The sequence below is a fragment of the Streptomyces sp. NPDC079167 genome, assembly GCF_040686735.1.
Classification (GTDB): Bacteria; Actinomycetota; Actinomycetes; order Streptomycetales; family Streptomycetaceae; genus Streptomyces.
The window spans coordinates 123030-148486 of sequence record NZ_JBFBLO010000009.1 but is presented as its reverse complement, the minus strand read 5'-3'; the positions used below and the strand labels follow the sequence as shown (position 1 = coordinate 148486).

The 25457-nt window shown below is 71.0% G+C and carries 24 protein-coding genes; 17 read left to right on the top strand and 7 right to left on the bottom strand.

Annotated features, from left to right (window positions below):
• Window positions 1-21: 21 nt before the first annotated feature.
• The 3 genes from AB0P41_RS20480 (at window position 22) to AB0P41_RS20470 (ending at window position 5184) form a co-directional block, all read left to right on the top strand.
• Complete coding sequence (locus AB0P41_RS20480) at window positions 22-1866, top strand: ABC transporter ATP-binding protein (RefSeq protein ID WP_356714909.1); 1845 nt, start codon at window positions 22-24, stop codon at window positions 1864-1866.
• The gene (locus AB0P41_RS20475) at window positions 1863-3644 is read left to right on the top strand and encodes an ABC transporter ATP-binding protein (protein ID WP_356714911.1); all 1782 of its coding nucleotides are present in this window, start codon (window positions 1863-1865) and stop codon (window positions 3642-3644) included. The genes AB0P41_RS20480 and AB0P41_RS20475 overlap by 4 nt, the downstream gene beginning before the upstream one ends.
• A 178-nt stretch (window positions 3645-3822) precedes the next feature.
• Entirely contained in the window at window positions 3823-5184 is a 1362-nt protein-coding gene (locus AB0P41_RS20470; protein ID WP_356714913.1) for an NAD(P)/FAD-dependent oxidoreductase, read from the top strand.
• 45 nt (window positions 5185-5229) lie between these two features.
• On the opposite strand, the gene AB0P41_RS20465 is transcribed toward AB0P41_RS20470, so the two are convergent.
• Together AB0P41_RS20465 and AB0P41_RS20460 are read right to left on the bottom strand one after the other, a co-directional pair.
• The gene (locus tag AB0P41_RS20465) at window positions 5230-6765 is read right to left on the bottom strand and encodes an ATP-dependent DNA ligase (RefSeq protein WP_365933319.1); all 1536 of its coding nucleotides are present in this window, start codon (window positions 6763-6765) and stop codon (window positions 5230-5232) included.
• Window positions 6766-6814: 49 nt separating this feature from the next.
• Complete coding sequence (locus AB0P41_RS20460) at window positions 6815-7606, bottom strand: metal-dependent hydrolase (RefSeq protein ID WP_365933318.1); 792 nt, start codon at window positions 7604-7606, stop codon at window positions 6815-6817.
• 156 nt (window positions 7607-7762) lie between these two features.
• Here AB0P41_RS20460 and AB0P41_RS20455 point away from each other — a divergent pair, with 156 nt between their 5' ends.
• Together AB0P41_RS20455 and AB0P41_RS20450 are read left to right on the top strand one after the other, a co-directional pair.
• Complete coding sequence (locus tag AB0P41_RS20455) at window positions 7763-10276, top strand: DUF3516 domain-containing protein (protein WP_365933316.1); 2514 nt, start codon at window positions 7763-7765, stop codon at window positions 10274-10276.
• Between the two features lie 34 nt (window positions 10277-10310).
• Window positions 10311-11186 (top strand): acyl-CoA thioesterase II, encoded by an 876-nt coding sequence (locus AB0P41_RS20450; RefSeq protein ID WP_356714920.1) that lies wholly within the window; start codon window positions 10311-10313, stop codon window positions 11184-11186.
• Between the two features lie 19 nt (window positions 11187-11205).
• On the opposite strand, the gene AB0P41_RS20445 is transcribed toward AB0P41_RS20450, so the two are convergent.
• Together AB0P41_RS20445 and AB0P41_RS20440 are read right to left on the bottom strand one after the other, a co-directional pair.
• Window positions 11206-11433, bottom strand: a complete 228-nt coding sequence (locus AB0P41_RS20445) for a DUF6011 domain-containing protein (RefSeq protein ID WP_365933314.1) — start codon at window positions 11431-11433, stop codon at window positions 11206-11208.
• A gap of 102 nt (window positions 11434-11535) precedes the next feature.
• The gene (locus tag AB0P41_RS20440; protein WP_356714924.1) at window positions 11536-11862 is read right to left on the bottom strand and encodes an NIPSNAP family protein; all 327 of its coding nucleotides are present in this window, start codon (window positions 11860-11862) and stop codon (window positions 11536-11538) included.
• Window positions 11863-12029: 167 nt separating this feature from the next.
• Here AB0P41_RS20440 and AB0P41_RS20435 point away from each other — a divergent pair, with 167 nt between their 5' ends.
• Complete coding sequence (locus tag AB0P41_RS20435) at window positions 12030-13364, top strand: chloride channel protein (RefSeq protein ID WP_356714926.1); 1335 nt, start codon at window positions 12030-12032, stop codon at window positions 13362-13364.
• Here AB0P41_RS20435 and AB0P41_RS20430 read toward each other — a convergent pair.
• The gene (locus tag AB0P41_RS20430) at window positions 13318-13749 is read right to left on the bottom strand and encodes a hypothetical protein (RefSeq protein WP_356714928.1); all 432 of its coding nucleotides are present in this window, start codon (window positions 13747-13749) and stop codon (window positions 13318-13320) included. The two genes, AB0P41_RS20435 and AB0P41_RS20430, sit on opposite strands and share 47 nt — an antisense overlap.
• A 130-nt stretch (window positions 13750-13879) precedes the next feature.
• On the opposite strand from AB0P41_RS20430, the gene AB0P41_RS20425 reads away from it, so the two are divergent.
• The 3 genes from AB0P41_RS20425 to AB0P41_RS20415 are packed head-to-tail and all read left to right on the top strand — an operon-like array spanning window position 13880 to window position 15545.
• Window positions 13880-14455 (top strand): XRE family transcriptional regulator, encoded by a 576-nt coding sequence (locus tag AB0P41_RS20425; protein WP_365933312.1) that lies wholly within the window; start codon window positions 13880-13882, stop codon window positions 14453-14455.
• Between the two features lie 19 nt (window positions 14456-14474).
• On the top strand, window positions 14475-15026 hold the full coding sequence (locus tag AB0P41_RS20420; protein WP_356714932.1) for a GNAT family N-acetyltransferase: 552 nt from the start codon (window positions 14475-14477) through the stop codon (window positions 15024-15026).
• Window positions 15027-15056: 30 nt separating this feature from the next.
• Entirely contained in the window at window positions 15057-15545 is a 489-nt protein-coding gene (locus tag AB0P41_RS20415) for a glutathione peroxidase (RefSeq protein WP_356714934.1), read from the top strand.
• Between the two features lie 56 nt (window positions 15546-15601).
• On the opposite strand, the gene AB0P41_RS20410 is transcribed toward AB0P41_RS20415, so the two are convergent.
• Window positions 15602-16831, bottom strand: coding sequence for an acyl-CoA dehydrogenase family protein (locus AB0P41_RS20410; protein WP_365933310.1), 1230 nt, complete (start codon window positions 16829-16831; stop codon window positions 15602-15604).
• A gap of 173 nt (window positions 16832-17004) precedes the next feature.
• Here AB0P41_RS20410 and AB0P41_RS20405 point away from each other — a divergent pair, with 173 nt between their 5' ends.
• A complete protein-coding gene (locus tag AB0P41_RS20405; protein ID WP_365933308.1) occupies window positions 17005-17655 on the top strand; it encodes a TetR family transcriptional regulator in 651 nt (216 codons plus the stop codon).
• A gap of 21 nt (window positions 17656-17676) precedes the next feature.
• Here the strand turns inward: AB0P41_RS20405 and def are convergent, their stop codons facing one another.
• Window positions 17677-18231, bottom strand: a complete 555-nt coding sequence (gene def / locus AB0P41_RS20400; protein WP_356714940.1) for a peptide deformylase — start codon at window positions 18229-18231, stop codon at window positions 17677-17679.
• Between the two features lie 114 nt (window positions 18232-18345).
• On the opposite strand from def, the gene AB0P41_RS20395 reads away from it, so the two are divergent.
• The 7 genes from AB0P41_RS20395 to AB0P41_RS20365 all read left to right on the top strand — a co-directional run bounded on the left by AB0P41_RS20395 (window position 18346) and on the right by AB0P41_RS20365 (window position 25429).
• Window positions 18346-19584 carry a MurT ligase domain-containing protein gene (locus AB0P41_RS20395; protein ID WP_365933305.1) on the top strand — a complete coding sequence of 413 codons (1239 nt, stop codon included), beginning with the start codon at window positions 18346-18348 and terminating at the stop codon, window positions 19582-19584.
• A 34-nt stretch (window positions 19585-19618) separates the two neighbouring features.
• Window positions 19619-20347: a glutamine amidotransferase gene (locus tag AB0P41_RS20390; protein ID WP_356714945.1), complete on the top strand. Its 729-nt coding sequence runs from the start codon at window positions 19619-19621 to the stop codon at window positions 20345-20347.
• 191 nt (window positions 20348-20538) lie between these two features.
• Window positions 20539-21564, top strand: a complete 1026-nt coding sequence (locus AB0P41_RS20385; RefSeq protein WP_356714947.1) for a 6-phosphofructokinase — start codon at window positions 20539-20541, stop codon at window positions 21562-21564.
• A 111-nt stretch (window positions 21565-21675) separates the two neighbouring features.
• Window positions 21676-22626, top strand: coding sequence for a cytochrome c oxidase assembly protein (locus AB0P41_RS20380; protein WP_356714949.1), 951 nt, complete (start codon window positions 21676-21678; stop codon window positions 22624-22626).
• Between the two features lie 67 nt (window positions 22627-22693).
• Window positions 22694-22852 carry a hypothetical protein gene (locus tag AB0P41_RS20375; protein ID WP_356714951.1) on the top strand — a complete coding sequence of 53 codons (159 nt, stop codon included), beginning with the start codon at window positions 22694-22696 and terminating at the stop codon, window positions 22850-22852.
• 751 nt (window positions 22853-23603) lie between these two features.
• Window positions 23604-24314, top strand: coding sequence for a lysophospholipid acyltransferase family protein (locus AB0P41_RS20370; protein WP_356714953.1), 711 nt, complete (start codon window positions 23604-23606; stop codon window positions 24312-24314).
• An 86-nt stretch (window positions 24315-24400) separates the two neighbouring features.
• Window positions 24401-25429 (top strand): NAD-dependent epimerase/dehydratase family protein, encoded by a 1029-nt coding sequence (locus AB0P41_RS20365; RefSeq protein WP_356715117.1) that lies wholly within the window; start codon window positions 24401-24403, stop codon window positions 25427-25429.
• Window positions 25430-25457 lie beyond the last annotated feature (28 nt).

Sequence of the window (25457 nt, the reverse complement as noted above, 5' to 3'; positions counted from 1 at the left end):
GCTTCCGATCCTTGGGACGTCATGCAGATTCGCGATCTTCCGTATTCGGATCCCGGCGATCCCGATGTGAGGTCAGGCCCCCGTTTCCTCCTCTGGCTCGGGCGGAACCAGCTCGCCGGCCAGCTCAAGTCCCTCGCCTGGGGGCTGCTCCACCACTGCGCGATCGCGGGCCTGCCACTCGCCGTCGGTCTGGCGGTGGAGGCCGTCATCGACCGTTCCGGCCGGGACCTGGCGAGGGCCGGCCTCCTCCTCACCGTCCTCGGCGTCCTCATCGCCCTCGGCGACACCATGCTCCACCGGACGGCGGTCACCAACTGGATCACCGCCGCCGCGCGGGTCCAGCAACTGCTGGCGCGCCGGACCGCGGAGCTCGGCTCGGCGCTGACGCGGAGGGTGGCGGCCGGAGAAGTGGTCGCCGTGTCCACCGGCGACGTCGAGAAGATCGGATGGTTCGTCGAGGCGCTGTCGCGCTTCCTGGCCGCCGCGACCGCGCTCGTGCTGATCTGCGTCGGGCTGGTCCTCTACCTGCCCTCGCTCGGGGTGCTGGTCGCGATCGCCACCCCGGTCCTCGCGCTGACCGTACTGCCGCTGCTCCCCCGGGCCACCCGCCGGGCGGATCTCCAGCGCGAGAAGGCGGGCCGGGCCACGGAGCTGGCCTCCGACACGGTCGCCGGACTGCGGGTGCTGCGCGGCATCGGCGGCGAGGAGCTGTTCCTCGGCCGCTACCGGCGTGCCTCCCAGGAGGTCCGCGAGGCGGCCGTCCACAGTGCCCGGATGTGGGCGCTCATCTCGGCGATCCAGGTGTTCCTGCCGGGAGTTCTGCTGATCTCGCTGGTCTGGTACGGCGCGACGCTGGCCCGGGACGGCCGGATCGACGTCGGCCAACTGGTCACCGTGTACAGCGCGGCGACCCTGATGCTCTTCCCTCTTCGCAACGTGGAGGAGATCGCCATGGCGTACTCCTTCTCGCGGCCGTCCGCGCAGCGCGCGGTCCGGGTGCTGTCGCTGCGTCGCAGTACCCGCCCCCCGAGCGCGGACACCACCGTGCCCCAGGGCGATCTGTACGACCCGGTGACCGGACTGATGGCCCCGCAGGGCCTGTTCACCGCTGTGGTCTGCGGCGATCCCGACGAGGCGGGACGGCTGGCGGAGCGGCTCGGCGGCCACACCGAGCCGGACGACGACGCTTCCGTGCCGGCCCCCTCGGTGCTGCTCGGCGGTGTGCCGCTGGACGAGTTGCCGCTCGACACGGCACGTGCCGCCGTGCTGGTGCAGGACAAGGACCCCGTGCTGCTCTCCGGGACGCTGCGGGAGCTGCTGGACGTCCCGTCCTCAGGCGACGTGTCGGCCGGGGACGCGCTCGACGCTGCCCGGTGCGGGGACGTGCTGGACGCTCTCGCGCAGGCGTCCGTCGACACGGACGGAGATCCGATGGACACCCGGATCACCGAGCGGGGCAGATCCCTGTCCGGCGGTCAGCGGCAGCGGCTGGCGCTGGCCCGGTCGCTGGTCACCGACCCGGAGGCGCTCGTGCTCGACGAGCCGACGTCCGCCGTGGACTCGCACACGGAGGCCAGGGTCGCCGCCGGTGTCGAGCTGCTGCGCAGGGGCCGTACGACGGTGGCGTTCGCGTCGTCGCCGCTGCTGCTGGACGTCGCCGACCGCGTCGTGCTCCTGCACGGGGGCACGGTCGTCGCGGCGGGCACGCACCGCGAACTGCTGCGGGACGACCACCGGTACCGCGCGGTCGTGACCCGTGAGACCGAGGACGAGGCCGCCGCACGGGACGGGATCACCGCGGCCGGCGACGTCCGCCCGGCCCGGACCGCCCCCCGGACGGCCGAGGAAATCGAGGAGACAGCATGATCGGCCTGGCCCCACCGGAGTACGACCCGGCCGCACCGCAGTCGGCGACGACTCTGCCGGTCGGTACGCCGACGACCGTACGGACGTATGTGCGCGCCCTGCTGAGGCGCCACCGCAGGCCGTTCGCCGTGCTGATCGGCGCCAACGCGGTCGCGGTGATCGCGTCGATCACCGGGCCCTACCTGCTCGGCGGGCTCGTCGAGGACCTGTCGAGCGGTGTCACCGACCTCCATCTGGAGCGCACCGCAGCGGTGTTCGCCCTGGCGCTGATCGTGCAGACCGTGTTCACACGGGCGATGCGGCTGCGCGGGGCGATCCTCGGTGAGGAGATGCTGGCCGATCTGCGCGAGGACTTCCTCGTACGCTCGGTGGGCCTGCCGCCCGGCGTCCTGGAGCGGGCCGGTACGGGTGATCTGCTGTCCAGGATCACCACGGACGTCGACCGGCTGGCGAACGCGATGCGTGAGGCCGTGCCGCAGCTGGCGATCGGGGTCGTCTGGGCGGGGCTGCTGCTCGGTGCGCTGACCGTAACCGCCCCGCCGCTGGCGCTCGCCGCCCTGATCGCGCTTCCGGTGCTGGTCGTCGGCTGCCGCTGGTACTTCCGGCGGGCGCCCTCGGCATACCGCTCGGAGGCGGCCGGGTACGCGGCGGTCGCGGCCGCGCTCGCCGAGACCGTGGACGCCGGGCGGACCGTGGAGTCCCACCGGCTGGGATCCCGCAGGGTCGCGCTGTCGGACCAGCGGGTCGCGGAGTGGACGAAATGGGAGCGGTACACCCTGTTCCTGCGCTCGGTGCTCTTCCCGGTCATCAACACCACGTACGTGACGATTCTCGGCGCGGTGCTGATACTGGGCGGCTGGTTCGTGATCGAGGGCTGGATCACCGTCGGGCAGCTGACGACGGGGGCGCTGCTGGCGCAGATGATGGTGGACCCGATCGGTCTGATCCTGCGGTGGTACGACGAGCTGCAGGTCGCCCAGGTGTCGCTGGCGAGGCTCGTAGGCGTACGGGAGATCGAGCCGGACGCCGGTGACGACCTCGTCGGTCCCGAGGGCCGGATGGTGAAGGCCGAGGAGGTGCACTTCGGCTACCGCGCGGGCGTGGACGTCCTGCACAAGGTGACCCTGGACGTCGCCCCGGGCACACGGCTGGCACTCGTCGGGCCGTCGGGTGCGGGCAAGTCCACGCTGGGGAGGCTGCTCGCGGGGATCTACGCGCCCCGGGCGGGTTCCGTCTCGCTGGGGGGTGCCGAGCTGTCCCGGATGACGGCCGAACGGGTACGGAGCCATGTGGCTCTCGTCAACCAGGAGCACCACGTGTTCGTGGGCTCGCTCCGGGACAACCTCCTGCTCGCCCGTACGGCCGCCGAGGACGCGGAGCTGTGGGCGTCGCTCGCCGCGGTGGACGCGGACGGCTGGGCGAAGGCCCTCGACGCGGGTCTGGACACGGAGGTCGGCTCCGGCGGTCTGGCCCTCACCCCGGCTCAGGCGCAGCAGATCGCCCTGGCCCGCCTCGTCCTGGCGGACCCGCACACGCTGGTGCTGGACGAGGCGACGTCGCTGCTGGACCCGCGGGCGGCCCGGCACCTGGAGCGGTCGCTGGCGCAGGTGCTGGACGGCCGCACGGTGGTGGCGATCGCGCACCGGCTGCACACCGCGCACGACGCGGATGTGATCGCGGTGGTCGAGGACGGCCGGATCAGCGAACTGGGCAGCCATGACGAGCTGGTGGCCGCGGAGGGCGCGTACGCGGCCCTGTGGCGTTCCTGGCACGGCTGAGCGGTGGTTCCGGTCGCTCGCCGTCCGGGGCGGGGCCTGCCGCTTGTCACCGTCCGGCGGAGGGCCCCGCCACACAAGAGGCGAACTCGGTCCCCTCCGGTGAGGATGAGGGAGTGACTGGCCTCGGATACGGGGCAGGCGAGCGATGACCGCGTAAACCCGAGAAGGGACGCACACCGTGGCACGACCCAGGATTCTCGTTGTCGGCGCCGGCTTTGCCGGGGTCGAGTGCGTGCGCCGGCTGGAGCGCACTCTCGCCCCCGGCGAGGCGGACATCGCGCTCGTCACCCCGTTCTCGTACCAGCTCTATCTGCCGTTGCTCCCACAGGTCGCCTCCGGGGTGCTCACCCCCCAGTCGGTCGCCGTCTCCCTGCGCCGCAGCCGGCGCCACCGCACCCGGATCGTGCCGGGCGGGGCCATCGGGGTGGACACGAAGGCGAAGGTCTGCGTGGTCCGCAAGATCACGGACGAGATCGTGAACGAGCCGTACGACTACATCGTGCTGGCCGCGGGCAGCGTCACCCGGACCTTCGACATCCCGGGACTGGTCGACAACGCCCGGGGCATGAAGACCCTGGCCGAGGCCGCCTACATCCGGGACCACGTCATCTCCCAGCTCGATCTGGCCGATGCAAGTCAGGACGAGGCGGAGCGGGCGTCCCGGCTGCAGTTCGTGGTGGTGGGCGGTGGGTACGCCGGCACGGAGACGGCCGCGTGTCTGCAGCGGCTCACCTGCAACGCCGTCAAGCACTACCCCAGGCTGGATCCCAAGCTGATCAAGTGGCATCTGATCGACATCGCGCCGAAGCTCATGCCGGAGCTCGGCGACAAGCTCGGTCTCAGTGCCCTGGAGATCCTGCGCAAGCGCGGGATCGAGGTCTCGCTCGGTGTCTCCGTGGCCGAGGCGGGGCCGGACAAGGTGACGTTCACGGACGGCCGGGTGCTCCCCTGCCGCACGCTGATCTGGACCGCGGGCGTCGCGGCGAGTCCGCTGATCGCCACGCTCGACGCCGAGACGGTGCGGGGCCGGCTCGCGGTGACACCGGAGATGACGCTGCCCGGCAGCGACGGTGTGTTCGCGCTCGGCGACGCGGCGGCGGTGCCGGACCTGGACAAGGGCGACGGGGCGATCTGCCCGCCCACCGCTCAGCACGCCATGCGCCAGGGCCGCAAGCTCGCGGACAACATCATCGCGTCGCTGCGCGGCCGTCCGCTGCAGCCGTACGTCCACAAGGACCTCGGTCTGGTCGTGGACCTCGGTGGCCGGGACGCGGTGTCCAAGCCGCTGGGCATCGAGCTGAAGGGCATGCCGGCGCAGGCCGCGGCGCGCGGTTACCACTGGGCGGCGCTGCGGACGAACGTCGCGAAGACCCGGGTCATGACCAACTGGCTGCTCAACGCGATCGCCGGTGACGACTTCGTGCGGACGGGGTTCCAGGCCCGGAAGCAGGCCACCCTGCGCGACTTCGAGTACACCGACGCCTACCTCACGCCCGAGGAGATCCGCGCGCACACGACGGGCGCCGGCATCGGCGGCTGAGCCGCCCGCCCGGCCCCTGTCCCCGACCCGGGGCGGGGGCCGGTGTCATGTCCGGCGGGAGAGCACCGTGTCGACCGTGTCCGCATCCTCGGCCCGTTTGTCCTCTCGGTAGCGCAGGACACGGGCGAACCGCAGCGTGACGCCCGCCGGGTAGCGCGTGGAGGTCTGGAGTCCGTCGTAGGCGATCTCCACGACGAGTTCCGGGCGCACCGTCACCACGTGCCCGTCGTCGCCGGTGGCCAGCTCCTGGAGCCTTTCGGTCTGCCACGCGAGCAGGGCGTCCGTGAGCCCTTTGAAGGTCTTGCCCAGCATCGCGAAGGAGCCGTCCTCCCGGCGCGCCCCCAGGTGGAGGTTGGAGAGCTTCCCGGTGCGCCGGCCGTGGCCCCATTCGGCGGCGAGCACCACGAGGTCCAGGGTGTGCACCGGTTTCACCTTGAGCCAGGAGGCACCCCTGCGGCCGGCGCTGTAGGTCGCCGTGTCGCCCTTGACGACGACGCCCTCGTGCCCGCGGGCCAGTGTGGCCTCGGAGAACGCCACGGCCGCCTCGCGCTGCGCCTCGTCCGCCGGGTCCTCGACGACGACGCGGCGCACGCGCATCGGTTCGGGGACCAGAGCCGCCAGTTCCCGGTGGCGTTCGGCGAAGGGGAGGTCGAGGAGCTCACGGCCGTCGACGGAGAGCACGTCGAAGAAGACGGGGACCACGGGGACGGCGCCCGCCGCGGTGGCGACGTCGCGCCGGGATCCGACCCGGCCGGCGGTCTCCTGGAAGGGCCGTGGCCTCCCGTCGTCCCCGAGCGCGATCACCTCGCCGTCGAGGACGAACCGGTCTGCGGGGAATCCGGTCACCGCTGCCGCGAGTTCGGGGAGCCGGTCGGTGATGTCGTCGAGGGTGCGGGTGTAGACGCCGACCCGCTCGCCGTCGCGGTGCACCTGTACGCGGATGCCGTCCAGCTTCTCCTCGACTGCGCAGGCCCCCAGCCGGTCGATCGCTTCGGTCACCGATCGGGCGGTGTGCGCGAGCATGGGCTGGACCGGCCGGCCGACGGTGAGCCGGAAGGAGGCGAGGCTTCCGGGGCCTTCCGCGAGCAGCGCACGGGCGACGGGGCCGAGCGACCCGGCGAGCATGACGGCGCGCCGCACGTCGGCGGGCGGTGCCCCGGCGGCGTCGGCCAGGGCGTCGACGGCGACGGCGTCCAGCGCGCCCTGCCGTACCTCACCGGTGAGCAGTGCGCGCAGGAAGCGCTGCTCGTCGGCGGTGGCGGCACCCAGGAGGCCGGTCAGGCGTTCCTTGCGGGCTGCCTGCGAGCCCGGACCTCCGAGGGCTCCGATGGCCGTCAGTTCCGCGTCGGTCTCCGTGACGGTCAGCGTGGGCGCGTCCGCGGGCGTCACGTCGTGGCGCAGGGCGCTCCAGCCGATCCCGAGCCGCCCTTGCGGCAGGCGCCCGGCGAGGTACGGGATGACGACCGGGACGTCGTCCGGCTCCACCTCACGGAAGAGCCCGGCCAGCAGGGCCGTCTTCCGGGTGCGGGCCGAGGTCGCGGCGACCTCCAGGGACACATGGGCGAGCCTGGCGAGCAGCATGCCGCCATGGTGCTACGGCGGCGGGCTCGCCGCCCACCGGAAAGAGACGTCAGATGACGTTGAGCGCCGCCGCGCCGCCCACTCCCCCGAGGATCATGAAGAGGGGCATCAGCACCTTGAGCTCCACCCAGCTGCCGGCCCGGAAGCGCATGGCCTTCGGCGGTCCGAGCGGATACCAGCGCTTACGGCCCAGCGGGATCGGCCACAGGATCGGGCAGCCCGAGACGGTCAGGGCGTCGCCGATGTCGTGGACGAGGGCGCCGAGCACGATCGGGAGCCCGAGCCAGAGGTACTCCTGGCCGGGCGCGCCGAACAGCCAGTCCGAACCGTTGCCCGGCTGGTCGAGCACTCCCGCGAGGATCCAGGCGCTGGTCGCGCCCAGCAGCCATACGAGGACGTCGCTGGAGACCCTGGCCGCCCGCCACAGCAGGCCTTCCACGGCGAGCACGAGATGGACGAAGAGGAGGCCCAGGACCGCCCACCGGCCGCCGAAGACGGCGGCGGCCGAGGCTCCGGCGCCGATCAGCACCGCCCACAGCCAGGTGTGGGTGAGGGTGCGGTGGCCGCCGGTCCTGCGCGGGTCACCGGGGCCCCGGGTCGCCTTGTAGACGGAGTACGAGAGCTTGTCGACTATCTCGCAGACGGCCTTGGAGACCGGTCCGAAGGCCCGGGAGATGGTGGCCGACTTGTGGTCGAGGTCCGGGGCGAGGGCCGCGCCGGCGGTGATCAGGGCTCCCACGACCAGGACGGGCCAGGGCATCGTGTGGCCCATGGCGGCGGCCGCGGCACCCACCCCCAGCCAGGCGGCTGCCCCTGACAGAGAGTGTGCCGGTCCCATCATGGCTGTTTACGCCCCCATCGTGGTTCGGCCGTGTGTCCAGGCCGGGCCGCCATCGTCTGTGTGCGGCAGCCGAGTTGAGTGGGAAGCGTATCGTCCGTGATCTTCGCGGGATCCTCCGGTTCCCTCATCCGGGCCGGAGGCATGCAAGATGGGGGCGTGACCCTTATCGATCAGCTGCCCCCGACCGCAGACCCGGACGCCCTCTTCGAGGCCTTCTCGTCATGGACCGAATCGCAGGGCATCACCCTCTATCCGGCTCAGGAGGAGGCGCTGATCGAGGTGGTCTCCGGGGCCAACGTGATCCTTTCCACCCCCACGGGATCCGGAAAGAGCCTGGTCGCGGCGGGTGCGCACTTCACGGCGCTGGCCCAGGACAAGGTCACGTTCTACACGGCTCCCATCAAGGCGCTGGTCTCGGAGAAGTTCTTCGACCTGTGCAAGCTCTTCGGCACGGAGAACGTCGGCATGCTGACCGGGGACGCCTCGGTCAACGCCGACGCCCCGGTCATCTGCTGCACCGCCGAGGTCCTCGCGTCGATCGCGCTGCGTGACGGCAAGTACGCCGACATCGGCCAGGTCGTGATGGACGAGTTCCACTTCTACGCGGAGCAGGACCGCGGCTGGGCGTGGCAGATCCCGATCCTGGAGCTCCCGCAGGCACAGTTCGTGCTGATGTCGGCGACCCTCGGTGACGTCAAGATGTTCGAGGAGGACCTGACCCGCCGGACCGGCCGCCCGACGTCCGTGGTGCGTTCCGCGACCCGGCCGGTGCCGCTGAGTTACGAGTACAGGCTGACGCCGATCACGGAGACGCTCACCGAGCTCCTGGACACCCGGCAGTCTCCCGTCTACATCGTGCACTTCACGCAGGCCGCGGCGGTGGAGCGGGCGCAGTCGCTGATGAGCATCAACATGTGCACGAAGGAGGAGAAGGAGAAGATCGCCGACCTCATCGGCAACTTCCGCTTCACCACCAAGTTCGGCCAGAACCTCTCCCGTTACGTGCGGCACGGGATCGGGGTGCATCACGCGGGCATGCTCCCCAAGTACCGCCGCCTCGTCGAGAAGCTCGCGCAGGCGGGCCTGCTGAAGGTCATCTGCGGCACGGACACGCTCGGCGTCGGTGTCAACGTGCCCATCCGCACGGTGCTCTTCACCGCCCTCACCAAGTACGACGGAACCCGGGTCCGGACCCTCCGGGCGCGTGAGTTCCACCAGATCGCGGGCCGGGCCGGGCGGGCCGGGTTCGACACGGCCGGCTTCGTCGTCGCGCAGGCCCCCGAGCACGTCATCGAGAACGAGAAGGCCGTCAAGAAGGCGGGCGACGACCCGAAGAAGAAGCGCAAGGTGGTCCGCAAGAAGGCCCCCGAGGGCTTCGTCGCCTGGTCGGAGACCACCTTCGACAAGCTGATCCAGTCCGAGCCGGAGCCGCTGACCTCCCGCTTCCGGGTCACGCACACGATGCTGCTCTCGGTGATCGCCCGCCCGGGCAACGCCTTCGAGGCGATGCGTCATCTGCTGGAGGACAACCACGAGCCGCGCAAGGCGCAGCTGAGGCACATCCGCCGGGCCATCGCGATCTACCGCTCGCTGCTCGACGGCGGTGTGGTGGAGCAGCTCGGCACACCCGACGCCGAGGGCAGGATCGTACGGCTCACCGTCGACCTCCAGCAGGACTTCGCGCTCAACCAGCCGCTGTCGACGTTCGCGCTGGCCGCCTTCGACCTGTTGGACGACGAATCGCCGTCGTACGCCCTGGACATGGTCTCCGTCGTCGAGTCGACGCTGGACGACCCGAGGCAGATCCTGGCCGCCCAGCAGAACAAGGCGCGGGGTGAGGCCATCGGGCAGATGAAGGCGGACGGTGTCGAGTACGAGGAGCGGATGGAGCTGCTCCAGGAGGTCACGTACCCCAAGCCGCTGAGCGAGCTGCTCTGGCACGCGTACGACGTGTACCGCACGAGCCACCCGTGGGTCGGCGACCACCCCGTGTCGCCGAAGTCGGTGATCCGCGACATGTACGAACGGGCCATGACGTTCACGGAGTTCACCTCGAACTACGAGCTGGCCCGCACCGAGGGCATCGTCCTGCGGTATCTGGCGAGTGCGTACAAGGCCCTTGAGCACACCATCCCCGACGACCTGAAGTCCGAGGACCTGGAGGACCTGATCGCCTGGCTGGGCGAGATGGTGCGTCAGGTGGACTCCAGTCTGCTGGACGAGTGGGAGCAGCTGGCCAACCCGGAGGTGGAGACCGCCGAGCAGGCGCAGGAGCGGGCCGACGAGGTCAAGCCGGTGACGGCCAACGCCCGCGCCTTCCGGGTGCTGGTGCGCAACGCGATGTTCCGCCGGGTGGAACTGGCCGCGCTGGACCGGGTCCGTGATCTGGGCGAGCTCGACGCCGACTCCGGCTGGGACGAGGACGCGTGGGGCGAGGCGATGGACGACTACTGGGAAGCGCACGAGGAGCTGGGGACGGGCCCGGACGCGCGCGGCCCGAAGCTGCTGAAGATCGACGAGGACCAGGAGCACGGCCTCTGGCGGGTGTGGCAGGCGTTCGCCGACCCGGCCGGGGACCACGACTGGGGAATCCGTGCGGAGGTCGATCTCGCGGCCTCCGACGAGGAGGGCCGGGCCGTCGTCCGGGTCACGGCCGTGGGCCAGCTGTGACGGCGAACCGACCGGAAAAGTGGAGAAGAACCGCATGAAGAACCCCGCCGACAGCCTGGTCGATCTGCTCGACCTGGAGCGGATCGAGGTCAACATCTTCCGTGGCCGCAGCCCCGACGAGTCCCTGCAGCGGGTCTTCGGCGGGCAGGTCGCGGGCCAGGCACTGGTGGCGGCCGGCCGCACCACGGACGGGGACCGTCCGGTGCATTCGCTGCACGCCTACTTCCTGCGTCCGGGCCGTCCCGGCGTGCCGATCGTCTACGACGTGGAGCGGGTCCGGGACGGCCGGTCCTTCACGACGCGCCGGGTCACGGCCGTGCAGCAGGGCCGGACGATCTTCAATCTGACGGCGTCCTTCCACCGCCCGGAGGAGGCGGGCTTCGAGCACCAGCTCCCGCCGGCCCGCGTCGTGCCAGGCCCGGAGGAACTGCCGACGGTCGCCCACGAGGTGCGCGAGCACCTGGGTGGTCTGCCGGAGGCGCTGGAGCGGATGGCGCGGCGCCAGCCGTTCGACATCCGCTACGTCGACCGGCTGCGCTGGACGGGCGAGGAGGTCAAGGACGCCGATCCGCGCAGCGCGGTGTGGATGCGCGCGGTGGGCCCCCTGGGCGACGACCCGCTCGTGCACACGTGCGCGCTGACGTACGCGAGCGACATGACACTGCTGGACGCGGTACGGATCCCGGTCGAGCCGCTGTGGGGGCCGCGCGGCTTCGACATGGCCTCGCTGGACCACGCCATGTGGTTCCACCGGCCGTTCCGGGCGGACGAGTGGTTCCTCTACGACCAGGAGTCACCGATCGCCACGGGCGGCCGTGGACTGGCCAGGGGGCGGATCTACGACCGTCAGGGGCAGCTGCTGGTCTCCGTGGTGCAGGAGGGGCTTTTCCGCCGTCTCGACGGCGCGTAGGGCCCGCGTCCGCGGCCGGTCAGGTTCCGGGCAGCGGGTCCTGGTCGACCTCGTGGCGGCGGGTCCGGATGTCCGGGCCCGCCGGGTGCAGTTTGGCGTCGCAGGAGGGACCCAGCCCGGTGCGGCGTGATTCCGCGCCGGTGAGGGGACGCCCGCAGAGGGCGCAGCGCACGGGGCGGCGGACGGCCTGCCGGTCCTGCGCGGCCGGCGGTGCGGGAAAATCGGGAAGGGGTTCGGGGGTCTCCACAGGAGGATCTTCGCAAACCACGGCGCCCGTCACCGAAGTGGCCGCGCCGTGCACCGCTGCTCATGGGCGGAGGGACGCCCCGGTGCGCCTCTCCCCCGCGGCCTACTGCTGTTCGGCCTGTGACCCGCCGTCGAGCGGCCGGAGGAAGCGGCGTTCGTACCGCTTGATGCAGCGGGTGCGACGAGCCAGTTCGAAGGCGTCCTGGCATTCGGGATCCGACATGCTGTCCGTGCGGTACTGCTCGTACTCGGCGAGTCCGGGGAACGAGAAGAGGGCGTACGCGATGTCGCTGTCACCCTCGCTCGGCAGGAAGTAGCCGTGGTGTGTCCCGCCGAAGCGGTTGACGAGCCCGACCCAACGGCGGCCGTACTCCTCGAAGTCCGCCAGTTTGTCGGCGTCGATCTCGTACTTCAGGTGAATGGTGATCATGCCTACATGATGCAGTGGCCGGGTGCGGGCCCGAGAACGGGTGGCGCCTGGAATCGTCACCGCCGACAGCGGGTACATCACGGACATAAGGCCACATCATGGTATATCCGTGGATCCCGGCTGGACAGCGTGTTTCAGCGGGGCCCGACGCTGAGGAGACCATGACGATGTCGGCCGAACCCGGGGCGGCACCCGGGACCGAACAGCCGGATCCTCTCGCCGTGGTGCGCACCCGGGGATACGCCGTGCTGCTGGTCATGGTGGCGCTCCTCGGAGTCCCCGTCTCCGCGGCGGCGTTCGGCTTCCTGGCGCTCGTCCATGAGCTCCAGTCCCTGACCTACGAGGAGCTGCCCCACGCGCTGGGCTTCGGGAGCACGCCGTCGTGGTGGCCGGTCCCGCTGCTCGCCGTGGCGGGCCTGCTGACGGGGCTGGCCGTCCGTCACCTGCCGGGGACGGGCGGTCACAAGCCGGCCGAAGGGTTCGTGAACACGGGGGCACCGGCGGCCGCGGAGCTGCCGGGGGTCGCGCTCGCCGCACTGGCCTCCCTGGGTCTCGGCGCGGTCCTCGGGCCCGAGGCCCCGCTCATCGCGCTCGGCGGTGGACTGGCCGTCTGTGCGGTGCGCCTGCTGAAGCCGGGCATCCAGCCGAGCGCGGCCGCGATGGTGGCGGCGGCGGGGAGCTTCGCCGCCGTCAGCGCCCTCCTGGGTTCACCGCTGCTCGGAGCGTTCCTGCTGATGGAGGCGTCGGGCCTCGCCGGGATGATGCTCGGCCTGGTGCTCGTGCCGGGACTGCTCGCCTCCGGCATCGGGTCGCTCATCTTCATCGGCCTGGGCTCGTGGACCGGCCTGGGGACGTACTCCCTGGCCCTCCCCCACGTCCCCCACACCCCTCAGCCGACCGTCGCCGAGTTCGGCTGGGCCGTCGCACTCGGGGCCGCCGCCGCGCTCGTGGGCACGGGCGTCAGGAGACTGTCCCTGGCCTTGCAGGAGCGGGTCGAACGGCGGCGGGTGATCGCGGCCGTCGCGATGGGCCTGACCGTCGGCGTACTCGCGCTCCTCTACGCCGAGAGCACGGGAAGAGAGGCGTCCGAGGTGCTGTACTCGGGCCAGGACGCCCTCGGCGGCCTGCTCGCCGAGGACGCCACGTACACCGTGGGGACACTCCTCGTGCTGATCGTCTGCAAGGCGCTCGCGTACTCGGCGTCGCTGAGCGCCTTCCGGGGCGGCCCCATCTTCCCGTCGATGTTCCTGGGAGCGGCGGGCGGGCTCGCCCTGTCGCACCTGCCGGGCCTGAACGCCACCTCGGGTTTCGCGATGGGAATCGGGGCCATGTGCGTGGCGATGCTCAGGCTGCCGATGACCTCGGTACTGCTCGCCACGCTGTTGCTGGGATCCGAGGGGATCACGGTCATGCCACTCGTGATCGTCTCCGTGGTGGTCTCCTACGTCCTCACGCTCAGGCTCGGACGCTCTTCCGAGGACCGACACACAGCGCCCAGATGACGAAGACGTTGATGGCGATGAGCACCAGCGACCAGAACGGGTAGTAGGGGAGCCACAGGAAGTGGGCGACCACCAGGAGCCCCGCGAGCAGGACGCCGACGGCGCGCGCCCACAGGGCCCCGCTGAAGAGCGCGAAACCGGCGAGGACGACGACGACCCCCAGGATGAGGTGCACCCAGCCCCAGCCCGTGAGGCTGAACTTGAACACGTAGTCGCGTGTCGCGACGAACAGGTCGTCCTTGGCGATGGCGGCGATGCCTTCGAGGACGGCCATGGCCCCACCGAAGATCATCATCACCGCCGCGAACACGGTCCAGCCGGACCGGGCTCCGTGCCCCTCGGCGGTGTCCTGACGCGCACTCGTCCCGGTCGCACTTCCAGCCATGTCGGTCTCCTCGGATCTCCGGTCGACGATCGACTCGCTCTGCCCGCTTTGCGGCTTATATTCCGTTCAACAGCCTGACACGGCATCACCTCATGGGCATACTTCTCCAGATGGAGATAGGCTCCCGGATATGAGAGATCCCGAGGTCTCCGACAGCGTCGACGACCGTCTCGCGGCACGGCTCGGCGTGCTCCGCGCCGAGCGCGGCTGGTCGCTGGACGAGCTGTCCCGCCGCGCCGGCGTGAGCCGCTCGACCTTGTCCCGGCTGGAGCGTGGGGAGCTGAGTCCCACCACCGCCGTGCTCGGACAGCTGTGCACGGTGTACGGGCGCACGATGTCGCGGCTGCTGATGGAGGTGGAGGCGGAGCCGCCGCAGCTGGTCCCGGCCGCGCGGCAGCCGGTGTGGCGGGACGAGCCGTCCGGTTTCGTGCGCCGCTCCGTCTCACCGCCGCACCCCGGCCTGCGCGCCGAGGTCGTCGAGGGCACACTCGACGCCGGCGCCGCGCTGTCGTACGAAAACGCGCCGGTGCCCGGTGTGGAGCAGCACATCTGGGTACTCGAGGGCACGGTCGAGATCACGGTCGGCGGAACCACGCACACCGTGCACGAGGGCGACTGCCTGCGCTTCCGGTTGCGCGGCCCCTCGCACTTCCGCTGTCCGGGCCCGCTACGCGTCCGCTACGCCCTGATGATTGTCCTGCCGTGAACGTGAAAGGACCCGCTTCATGACCGAGATCGTCCCCGTGTCCGGCCCCGCGCTGGTCACGTACGCCGATGAGCTCGCCACCCTGCTGATCGAAGCCGTGGAGGGCGGGGCCTCGGTCGGATTCCTCGCCCCTCTGGACCGGGAGGCGGCAGCCGCCTGGTGGCGGCGGCGGGCCGCCGCCGTGGAGGCCGGGGACCACCAGGTCTGGATCGCCCGCGACGCCGAGCGGGCGGTGGGCACGATCGGCCTGGTCAGGACGTCCCTGCCCAACGCACGCCACCGCGCGGAGGTCTCCAAGCTCATGGTCAGGCCCTCCGCCCGGGGCCGGGGAGTCGGCAGGGCCCTGCTCACGGCCGCCGAGCGGTCCGCCGCCGCCGAGGGGCTGACCCTGCTGGTCCTGGACACGGAGACGGGGAGCGACGCCGAGCGGCTCTACCGTTCGGCGGGCTGGACGCCGTGCGGCTCCGTCCCGGACTACGCGACGGACCCGTACGGCACGCTGAAGGCGACGACGTTCTACTACCGGAATCTCGACCCGCGGCAGGCTCCCCCGGAGGGGCCGTCACAATGAGAGGGACGCCACGCCACCGAGGAGACAACCATGACGCTGCATGACATCCCGCTCCGTACGCTCGCCGGCGAACCGACCACCCTGGGCGCCTACAAGGGTTCGGCGGTCCTGCTGGTGAACGTCGCTTCCCGATGCGGGCTCACTCCGCAGTACGCAGGCCTGGAGAGGCTCCAGAAGGAGTACGCGGACCGCGGTTTCACCGTTCTCGGGGTGCCCTGCAACCAGTTCGCGGGCCAGGAGCCGGGCACCGCGGAGGAGATCCGGACGTTCTGCTCGACGACGTACGGGGTCAGCTTCCCGCTGTTGGAGAAGATCGACGTCAACGGCGAGAACCGGCACCCTCTCTACGCGGAGCTGACGAAGCTGGAGGACGCCGAGGGCGCGGCGGGGGACGTCCAGTGGAACTTCGAGAAGTTCCTGATCTCCCCGGCCGGTGAGCCCGTCGCCCGGATCCGCCCCCGTACCGAGCCGGAGGCGCCCGAGGTCGTGGCGGCCGTCGAGGCGCAGCTGCCGCGGTAGCGGTACGGACAGCACGCGGGGCCGGCCCGGCATCGGGCCGGCCCCGCTGCCTGTGCCTAGCGGATCGGCATCCCCGACAGGGTGCGGGCGATGACCAGGCGCTGGATCTCGCTCGTGCCCTCGAAGATGGTGTAGATCGCGGCGTCCCGGTGCATGCGCTCGACCGGGTACTCACGGGTGAATCCGTTGCCGCCGAGGATCTGCACGGCCTGGGCGGTGACCGTCTTCGCCGTCTCGCTCGCATAGAGCTTCGACATCGAGCCCTCGGCCGCGGTGAACGGCTTGCCGGCGCTCGCCATCCAGGAGGCGCGCCAGACGAGCAGCCGCGCCGCGTCGATCTGCGTACGCATGTCGGCCAGCTGGAAGGCGATTCCCTGGTTGTCGATGATCGGGCGGCCGAACTGGGTCCGCGTCTTCGCGTAGTCGAGGGCGACCTCGTACGCGGCGCGGGCGGTGCCGACGGCCATCGCGCCGACGGCGGGGCGGGAGGCTTCGAAGGTGGCCATCGCCGCGTTCTTCAGGCGCTCCCCACCTCCGGACCTGGCGCGCTCGCGGGCCCGGGCGAGGCGCTCGTCGAGCTTCTCCTTGCCGCCGAGCAGGCAGTGTCCGGGGACGCGGACGTCCTCGAGGACGACCTCGGCCGTGTGCGAGGCGCGGATGCCGTGCTTCTTGAACTTCTGCCCCTGCGAGAGGCCGGGAGTGGCCGGCGGGACGATGAAGGAGGCGTGGCCCTTCGAGCCCAGCTCGGGGTCGACGACCGCGACGACGACATGGACGTTGGCGATACCGCCGTTGGTCGCCCAGGTCTTGGTCCCGTTGAGGATCCACTCGTCCTTGGCCTCGTCGTACACCGCGCGGGTACGCATCGAGGCGACGTCGGAACCGGCGTCCGGCTCGGAGGAGCAGAAGGCGGCGACCTTCACGTCGTCGGCGTCGCCGTACATCTGCGGGATCCAGGTGCCGATCTGCTCCTCGGTTCCGTTGGCGAGGACGCCGACGGCCGCCAGGCCGGTGCCGACGATCGACAGGGCGATACCCGCGTCACCCCAGAAGAGCTCCTCCATGGCCATGGGGATGCCCAGGCCCGTAGGGTCGAAGAACTGCTGGGCGTAGAAGTCGAGGGAGTAGATACCTACCTTGGCCGCCTCCTGGATGACGGGCCAGGGCGTTTCCTCACGCTCGTCCCACTCCGAAGCGGCCGGCCGGATCACTTCGGCGGCGAATCCGTGCAGCCAGTCACGGACCTGCTTCTGGTCGTCGTTGAGCTCGAGCGTGAACTCGGCCATGTTCCCTCCATGCACTTCCGGAAAACCCGTTACTAGCGGTAACAACAGTCTGTTACCAGCAAGTAGCCTCTGTCAACCAGTCAGCTGCGGATCCGCGCACGGCGGAGGCAGGGTGTTACGTTGCCCGGGCGTGACGAGATCGCAGGACAGCCGGGTGGGGCGGGAGAAACGACATGGAGACCACAAGAGGGGCCGAACGGCAGCGGACGGCGGCCGAACGCCGCCGCCGGGAGCTGCTGGAAGCCGCGGACCGCGTGGTGCTCAGGGACGGCCCGAAGGCGTCGATGAACGCGATCGCCGCGGAGGCCGGGATCACCAAGCCCATCCTCTACCGGCACTTCGGCGACAAGGGCGGCCTCTACCGTGCGCTCGCCAAACGCCACACCGATGCCCTGCTGAGCGCCCTGCGGGCCGCGCTCGACGCGCCCTCCCAGCGGCGCGAACGGGTCGAGGCGACCCTGGACACCTACCTCGCGGCGATCGAGGCGCGCCCCCAGGTCTACCGCTTCCTGATGCACCCGTCCGACGACGCGGCCCCCTCGCCGGAACAGGGCTTCGACGTGGGCCGTCACTCCGCGCCGCTGCTGCGCCGCCTCGGCGAGGAGCTGGGGAAGGTGATCGCGGAGCGGGTCGATCTCGGTCCCGACAGCCAGCAGATGGCCCGCATCTGGGGTCACGGCATCGTCGGCATGATGCACGCGGCCGGCGACTGGTGGCTGGGCGACCGGCCGTGCTCGCGGGAACAGCTCGTACGCAGCCTCGCCGACCTGCTCTGGGGCAGGCTCGCCGACGCCGGCGACCTCCCCGGCGGCCAGGGCTTCTGAAGCCCCGGGCGCGCCCGGGGCTCAGCCCTCGGCAGCCGTACGCGCCCAGGACGCCCGCCGGGCCGCGCGCAGCGCCCTCGCGCGGCGCAGCCCCGTCAGCCGGTCCGTGTAGACCGTGCCTTCGAGGTGGTCGCACTCGTGCTGCAGGCAGCGGGCGAACCAGCCGGTGCCGACGATCCGTACCGGCTCCCCCGTCACCGTCCGGCCTTCGACCACCGCGCGGTCGAAGCGCGGGGTGGCTGCTTCGAGCCCTGGAAGTGAGAGGCATCCCTCCGCTCCGCGTACGGTGATGCCGTCAGCCTCGACGAGTACGGGATTGACGACGTGGCCCAGGTGCCGGACCTCGTCGTCGTCCGGACAGTCGAAGACGAACACCTTGAGGGGGAAGCCGATCTGGTTCGCGGCGAGCCCCACACCGTTCGCGGCGTACATGGTGGCGAACATGTCCTCCACCAGCCGGGCGAGCGACGGGCCGAACTCGGTGACGTCGTCGCACGGACTGTGGAGGACCGGAGCGCCGAGCAGAGTCATGGCGCGAACGCGTCCGGTACTGCCGGGGATCGGGCGGTTTCGCATGGGGAGAAGCGTACGTTCCACGTGACCTCCACCTTCCCCGTGGTGCCGAGGTGCGGTCGCCGCGCCGGACATCGATAGGCTGGGCGCGGACTTACGCAAGGAGGATCTAGGACGATGGCAGGCAACACGGAGCCGTTGTCGCCGCGGGCCAAGCTCGCCGTGACGGCGGGCAAGGCCGCGGCGGCGGTGTCGCGCGCTGCGGGGCGCGGCAGCGGATCGGTGATCGGCGGCCGGGTGGCGCTCAAGCTCGACCCCGACCTGCTCGGGCGGCTGGCGCAGCACCTGGATGTGATCCTCGTGTCCGCGACGAACGGCAAGACGACCACGACACGGCTGATCGCGGAAGCGCTCACGGCCGCCGGTCCCGTCGTGTCGAACGCGCTCGGAGCCAACATGCCCGCGGGGATCACCTCCGCGCTGGCAGGGGGCTCGGACGCGCAGTACGGCGTGATCGAGGTCGACGAGAAGTACCTCGCCGGTGTGGCGCGCGACACGACGCCGAAGGTGATCGCGTTGCTCAACCTCTCCCGCGACCAGCTGGACCGCGCGGCGGAGACCCGGATGATGGCGGAGCAGTGGCGTGAGGGCCTGTCGGGCTCGAAGGCCGTGATCGTGGCCAACGCCGACGACCCGCTGATCGTCTGGGCCGCTTCCTCCTCCCCCAATGTCGTGTGGGTCGCGGCGGGGCAGGCGTGGAAGGACGACGCCTGGTCCTGCCCGTCCTGCGGCGGTGTGATGCAGCGCCCCGGTGACGACTGGTTCTGCGGCGAGTGCGGCTTCCGCCGCCCCGCTCCGAGCTGGGCGCTGAACGGCGACTACGTCCTGGACCCGCACGGTTCCGCGTGGCCGATCCACCTCCAGCTGCCGGGGCGGGCCAACAAGGCCAACGCCACGAGCTCGGCCGCGGTCGCCGCGGTCTTCGGCGTGCCGCCGCAGGTCGCCCTGGAGCGCATGTACCAGGTGCAGGCCGTGGCCGGCCGCTACGACGTCGTCTCCTTCCTCGGCCGTGAGCTCCGGCTCCTGCTGGCGAAGAACCCGGCGGGCTGGCTCGAGACGTTCTCCCTGATCGACCCGCCGCCCACGCCGGTGATCCTCTCGGTGAACGCGCGTGGCGCCGACGGTACGGACACCTCCTGGCTGTGGGACGTGGACTACACCCAGCTCTACGGTCACCCGATCTTCGTGCTCGGTGACCGGAAGCTGGACCTCGCGGTCCGGCTCGAGGTGGCCGGACTGGACTTCCGCGTCTGCGAGACCCTGGACGAGGCCGTCCAGATGGCTCCGCCCGGCCGCATCGAGGTCATCGCCAACTACACCGCCTTCCAGGATCTGCGCCGTCGTGTCGGCAACTGACCCCCGCGCGGGCAACCCCCGGAGAGGACGAAGCATGAGCAACAACAGCCTGCGGCTGGTGTGGGTCTACCCCGACCTCCTCAGCACCTACGGCGACCAGGGCAACGCCCTGGTGGTGGAGCGCCGGGCCCGCCAGCGCGGCCTCGACGTGGCGCGCGTGGACGTGCGCAGCGACCAGCCGATCCCGACGTCGGGCGACATCTATCTGATCGGCGGCGGTGAGGACAGGCCGCAGCGGCTCGCCTCGGAGCGGCTGCGCCGCGACGGCGGGCTGAACAGGGCCGCGGCGAACGGCGCGATCATCTTCTCGGTCTGCGCCGGCTACCAGATCCTCGGCCACGAGTTCATCAACGACCTCGGCGAGCGCGAGCCGGGCCTCGGGCTGCTCGACGTCGTCTCGACCCGTGGTGAGGGCGCCCGGTGCGTCGGCGACGTGCTCGGCGACATCGACCCGAACCTGGGGCTGCCGCCGCTGACCGGTTTCGAGAACCACCAGGGCATCACCCACCTCGGCCCCTCGGCGCGGCCGTTCGCCCGGGTGCGTCTCGGCCGGGGCAACGGCACGGGTGACGGCACGGAAGGCGCGTACAACGACACCGTCTTCGGTACGTACATGCACGGGCCTGTCCTGGCGCGGAACCCGCTGATCGCGGACCTGTTGCTGAAGCTGGCCCTGGACGTCAACGCCCTGCCACCGAGCGACGACCGGTGGTACGAGGCGCTGCGCGCCGAGCGGATCGCCGCGGCGACCCAGCCCGCCTGAGTCGTTCCCGTACGGACCGGCGCCTCCGAGGGAGCCGGTCCGTACGCATATGTGCGGGTGGTGTACATCCGGTGGACGTCCAGCAGTCGGACAGTGGGTTCGGTCACGCCACCCCGCGCCGGTAGGGTGGCGGGGATCCAACCGGACGACGTGGTCCGGCGTCGGCCCACGTTGCAAAGGTTTCCCGGGCAATGCGAATTGGTGTGCTCACCTCCGGCGGCGACTGCCCCGGCCTCAACGCCGTCATCCGTTCCGTCGTGCACCGCGCGGTCGTCGACCACGGCGACGAGGTCATCGGCTTCCACGACGGGTGGAAGGGCCTCCTCGAGTGCGACTACCGCAAGCTCGACCTCGACGCGGTCGGGGGCATCCTCGCGCGTGGTGGCACGATCCTCGGCTCCTCCCGTGTCCAGCCCGCGCATCTGCGTGACGGCGTGGAGCGTGCCAGGGGCCATGTCGCCGATCTCGGTCTGGACGCGATCATCCCGATCGGCGGCGAGGGCACGCTGAAGGCGGCCAATCTGCTCTCCGAGGCGGGGCTGCCCATCGTGGGTGTGCCGAAGACCATCGACAACGACATCGCCTCCACGGATGTGACCTTCGGTTTCGACACGGCCGTCGGTGTCGCGACCGAGGCGCTGGACCGGCTGAAGACCACGGCGGAGTCGCACCAGCGTGTGCTGATCGTCGAGGTCATGGGCCGCCACACCGGCTGGATCGCGCTGCACTCGGGCATGGCGGCCGGCGCGCACGCCATCGTCGTACCCGAGCGGCCCTTCGACATCGACGAGCTGACCACGCTGGTCGGCAAGCGCTTCTCTGACGGCAAGAAGTTCGCGATCGTCGTCGTCGCGGAGGGCGCGAAGCCCCGGGAGGGCTCCATGGAGTTCAACCAGGGCACGAAGGACATCTACGGCCATGAGCGCTTCGCCGGCGTGGCGACGCAGCTCTCCGGTGAGCTGGAGCAGCGCCTCGGCAAGGAGGCCCGCCCGGTGATCCTCGGCCATGTACAGCGCGGCGGCACCCCGACCGCGTACGACCGCGTCCTGGCCACCCGCTTCGGCTGGCACGCGGTGGAGGCCGCTCACCGCGGTGAGTTCGGCATGATGACGGCGCTGCGCGGCACGGACATCACGATGGTTCCCCTGGCGGCGGCCGTGGAGACCCTGAAGACGGTTCCGGCCGAGCGCTACGCCGAGGCGCAGGTCGTGCTCTGAACGCCACGACACCCGCTGAACCGCCCCCGGCCGCACCCGCGACCGGGGGCGGTTCTAGTCTGGACCGGACAACCGGCACGAAACGGGGACGTCCCCAGCGGGAGTGAACAGATGGATCACAGCGGGCACGGCATGAACATGGATCTGCCGCCGTTCACGCTGGGACGTGGGCTGGAGTTCTCCGCGGACCCGTTCTTCCTGGTCGGCTGCGTCGCCGCCCTCGCGTTGTACGGCTACGGGGTCGCGCGGCTGCGTGCCCGGGGCGACGGCTGGCCGGTGAACCGGACCGTGTTCTTCGTCATCGGCGTGCTGTCCATCGCCCTGGTGATGTGCACGGGCCTGAACGACTACGGCATGGTCATGTTCAGTGTGCACATGGTGCAGCACATGGTGATCAGCATGGTGTCGCCGATCCTGCTCCTGCTGGGCGCACCGGTGACGCTGGCCCTGCGGGCGCTGCCCGTGGCCGGGCGGGACCGCACAGGACCGCGCGAGCTGCTGCTCAAGCTGCTCCACAGCCGCTACATGAAGATCATCACGCATCCGGTCTTCACGATCCCGCTCTTCATCGCGAGCCTGTACGGCCTCTACTTCACTCCGCTGTTCGACTTCCTCATGGGTTCGAAGACGGGCCACATCGCGATGATGGTGCACTTCCTGGCGGTCGGCCTGGTGTTCTTCTGGCCGATCATGGGCGTCGACCCGGGTCCGCACCGCCCCGGTTACGTGATGCGGATGCTGGAGCTCTTCGCGGGGATGCCGTTCCACGCGTTCTTCGGGATCGCGCTGATGATGGCGAGCCAGCCGATGGTGAAGGCGTACGAGAACCCCCCGGCCTCGCTCGGTATCGATGCCCTGGGCGACCAGTCCGCGGCCGGCGGGATCGCCTGGGCCTTCAGCGAGATCCCGTCCGTGCTGGTGCTGATCGCGCTGGTCTTCCAGTGGTACCGCTCCGAGCAGCGGACGGCCAAGCGCTCCGACCGTGCCGCCGACCGGGACGGCGACCAGGAACTGAAGGCGTACAACGCCTATCTCGCCTCATTGCAGGCGCGCGGCCAGTAGCGGTGGGCGCCCCCGAGGGGTGACCATGGCTTCACCGGCCGTGCGGCCGGGTGAGGAGCGTGCGCTCATGCCTGGATCCACGAAAACCATGGGAGTGCTCACGGTCGGCGCGCTGGTCGCGGTGACGGCGTACACCGTGGCACTGGGGAGCAACGGCTGGCTCTGGTTCGGCTGGGTGGTCCTCGGTCTCGCCACTCTGGGGATGCTCGCCGCCCGCGACACCTGAGGTGTGAGTGCCCGCGCTGTCAGGGCCGGGCGGCACCGACAGCGCGGGCATCCCGGTCACGAGACCTGAACGGCGCGAGGATCAGGTGGGGCACCAGGCTGACCGGTTGGCCTGCGGACGATTCCCTGCTGGGCCTCAGCCCGTGGGCTTGCTGCGCTCCCAGGCGTCCCGGCCCCCCAGGGGGATCCGTCCCCGGTGCGGCACTGCACAGCCGTGGGCCCGTACCCGGGAGCGGATTGAACTGGTGTCGACGGGCCGGGAGCCGGCGAGGGGGACCGGCTTCCGGGAAACGGGGCGTGCGTGTGCGAAGCGGGCGGACGGCTCGACGAGGTCGGCCGGGAACGATCCAGTCCTGGACCGTGATCATCCAGCCGGCGGCGTCGTCGGGGCGCCGACTCCTCGGCCCAGTGTGACGGATGGACGCAACTGATAACTCTCCCCCGCCTCCGGCCATGGTCTGGAGGCCGTGACACCGGTGCACGCGCGGGGCCCGCACCTGCGCCACCCGCCGCGCGGGGCCTCCCGGAGGCCCCGAAAACAGAGCTACGATCGATCGCCCGAGCCGAGATACAGGTTCGCCATACGGACCATCGGCCTGCGTACGTCAGATGAGGCGGGAAGGAGTGGGTACCAGTCCGAACGGGCCGAGCCGCAGTCGGCCGCTCCGTCGAGTCGGCCGACAGCGACGACACCGCGTGTGACCTGGCAGAACGCGGCCAACAGCCCGGTCCGGAAGGCTAGGAGAGAAACTGTGTTCTATCACGTACTGAAGTACGTCGTGCTGGGCCCCCTGCTCCGGCTGGTATTCCGGCCTCGCATCGAGGGGCTGGACCACATTCCCGACGACGGCGCCGCCATCGTCGCGGGCAACCATCTCTCCTTCTCCGACCACTTCCTGATGCCCGCGATCCTCAGGCGCCGCATCACGTTCCTCGCGAAGGCCGAGTACTTCACCGGCCCGGGGATCAAGGGCAAGCTGACGGCGGCGTTCTTCCACAGCATCGGGCAGATCCCCGTGGACCGGTCCGGCAAGGAGGCCGGGCAGGCGGCCATCCGCGAAGGGCTGGGAGTGCTGAGCAAGGGTGAACTGCTCGGCATCTATCCGGAGGGCACCCGCTCGCCCGACGGACGGCTGTACAAGGGCAAGGTCGGGGTCGCGGTGATGGCGATCAGGGCGGGCGTACCGGTCATCCCCTGTGCGATGGTCGGCACGTTCGAGATCCAGCCGCCCGGCCAGAAGGTGCCCAGCGTCAAGCGGGTCACGATCAGGTTCGGGGAGCCGCTGGACTTCTCCCGCTACGCGGGCATGGAGGACCAGAAGGCGGCGATCCGGGCCGTGACGGACGAGATCATGTATGCCATTCTCGGCCTCTCCGGTCAGGAGTACGTCGACGAGTACGCGGTCAAGGCGAAGGTGGCGCAGGCCGAGGAGACCAAGAAGTTCCCACGACGGCAACGCTGAGCGGGGAATCTGCTGAGGGCCGATTTCGCCGGCCCGGCCGCTGGGGCCGCCGTAGCGTTGCCCCCATGAGCAGAGGACGAGCGTTCGTGCTGGGAGCCACGGGACAGATCGGCCGTCCCGCGGTGCGGGCTCTGGCCGAGGACGGCTGGGAGGTGATCGCGGCCTCACGTGGAGGCGGCAGGGACAGCGGCTGGGACGAGGGGGTCCGCTCCGTCGCGGTGGACCGCGAGAAGGACGGGGAGCTGGAGGGGGCGCTGGGCGACGGCTGTGACGTCCTGGTCGACATGGTCGCCTTCGGCCGGGACCACGCAACGCAGCTCGCCGGGCTCGCGGGCCGGGCCGGCTCGGCGGTCGTCATATCCAGCGGCGCGGTGTACGAGGACGACCGGGGCCGCGGTTTCGACACACAGGGCGAGCCGGACGGCTTCCCGGAGTATCCGGTGCCGATCCCGGAGACACAGCGCACGGTCGCCCCGGGGGACGCGACGTACGGGCCCCGGAAGGTCGCGCTGGAGCGGGAACTGCTCGCGGCCGGCGACGCGTTGCCGGTCACGCTGCTCCGGGCGGGCGCGATCCACGGGACGCACTGCCGGACGCCGCGCGAGCTGTACTTTGTCAAGCGGCTGGTGGACGGGCGCCGGCGGCGGGTCCTCGCGCACGACGGGGCGAGCCGCTTCCATCCGGCCCATGTGTCCAACATCGCCGAGCTGATACGCCTCGCCGCTCGGCGCCCGGCTTCCCGGGTGCTCAACGCGGCGGACCCGCAGGCGCCGACCGTCGCCGAGATCGGCGCGGCCGTGGACGCGGTGCTCGGTGTGGAGACCGAGACGGTGCTGGTGGCGGGTGCGCCGCCCGAGGGCGGTGTCGGGGAGACGCCGTGGAGCGGTGCGTATCCCGTCGTGTACGACATGACCGCCGCCGAGCGGGAGCTGGGCTACCGCCCGGTCACGGGATATGCCGAGTCGCTGCCGCAGACCGTCGAATGGCTGGCCGCGGAGCTGCACGGACGCGACTGGAAGCAGGCCTTCCCGAAGATGGCCCGCAACTACGGCGAGGCCCTCTTCGACTACGCGGCCGAGGACGCCTGGCTGGAGCGGTACGACCGGGGAGCGTGAGCGGCCCCGGGAGGGGTGAGCGGACGGC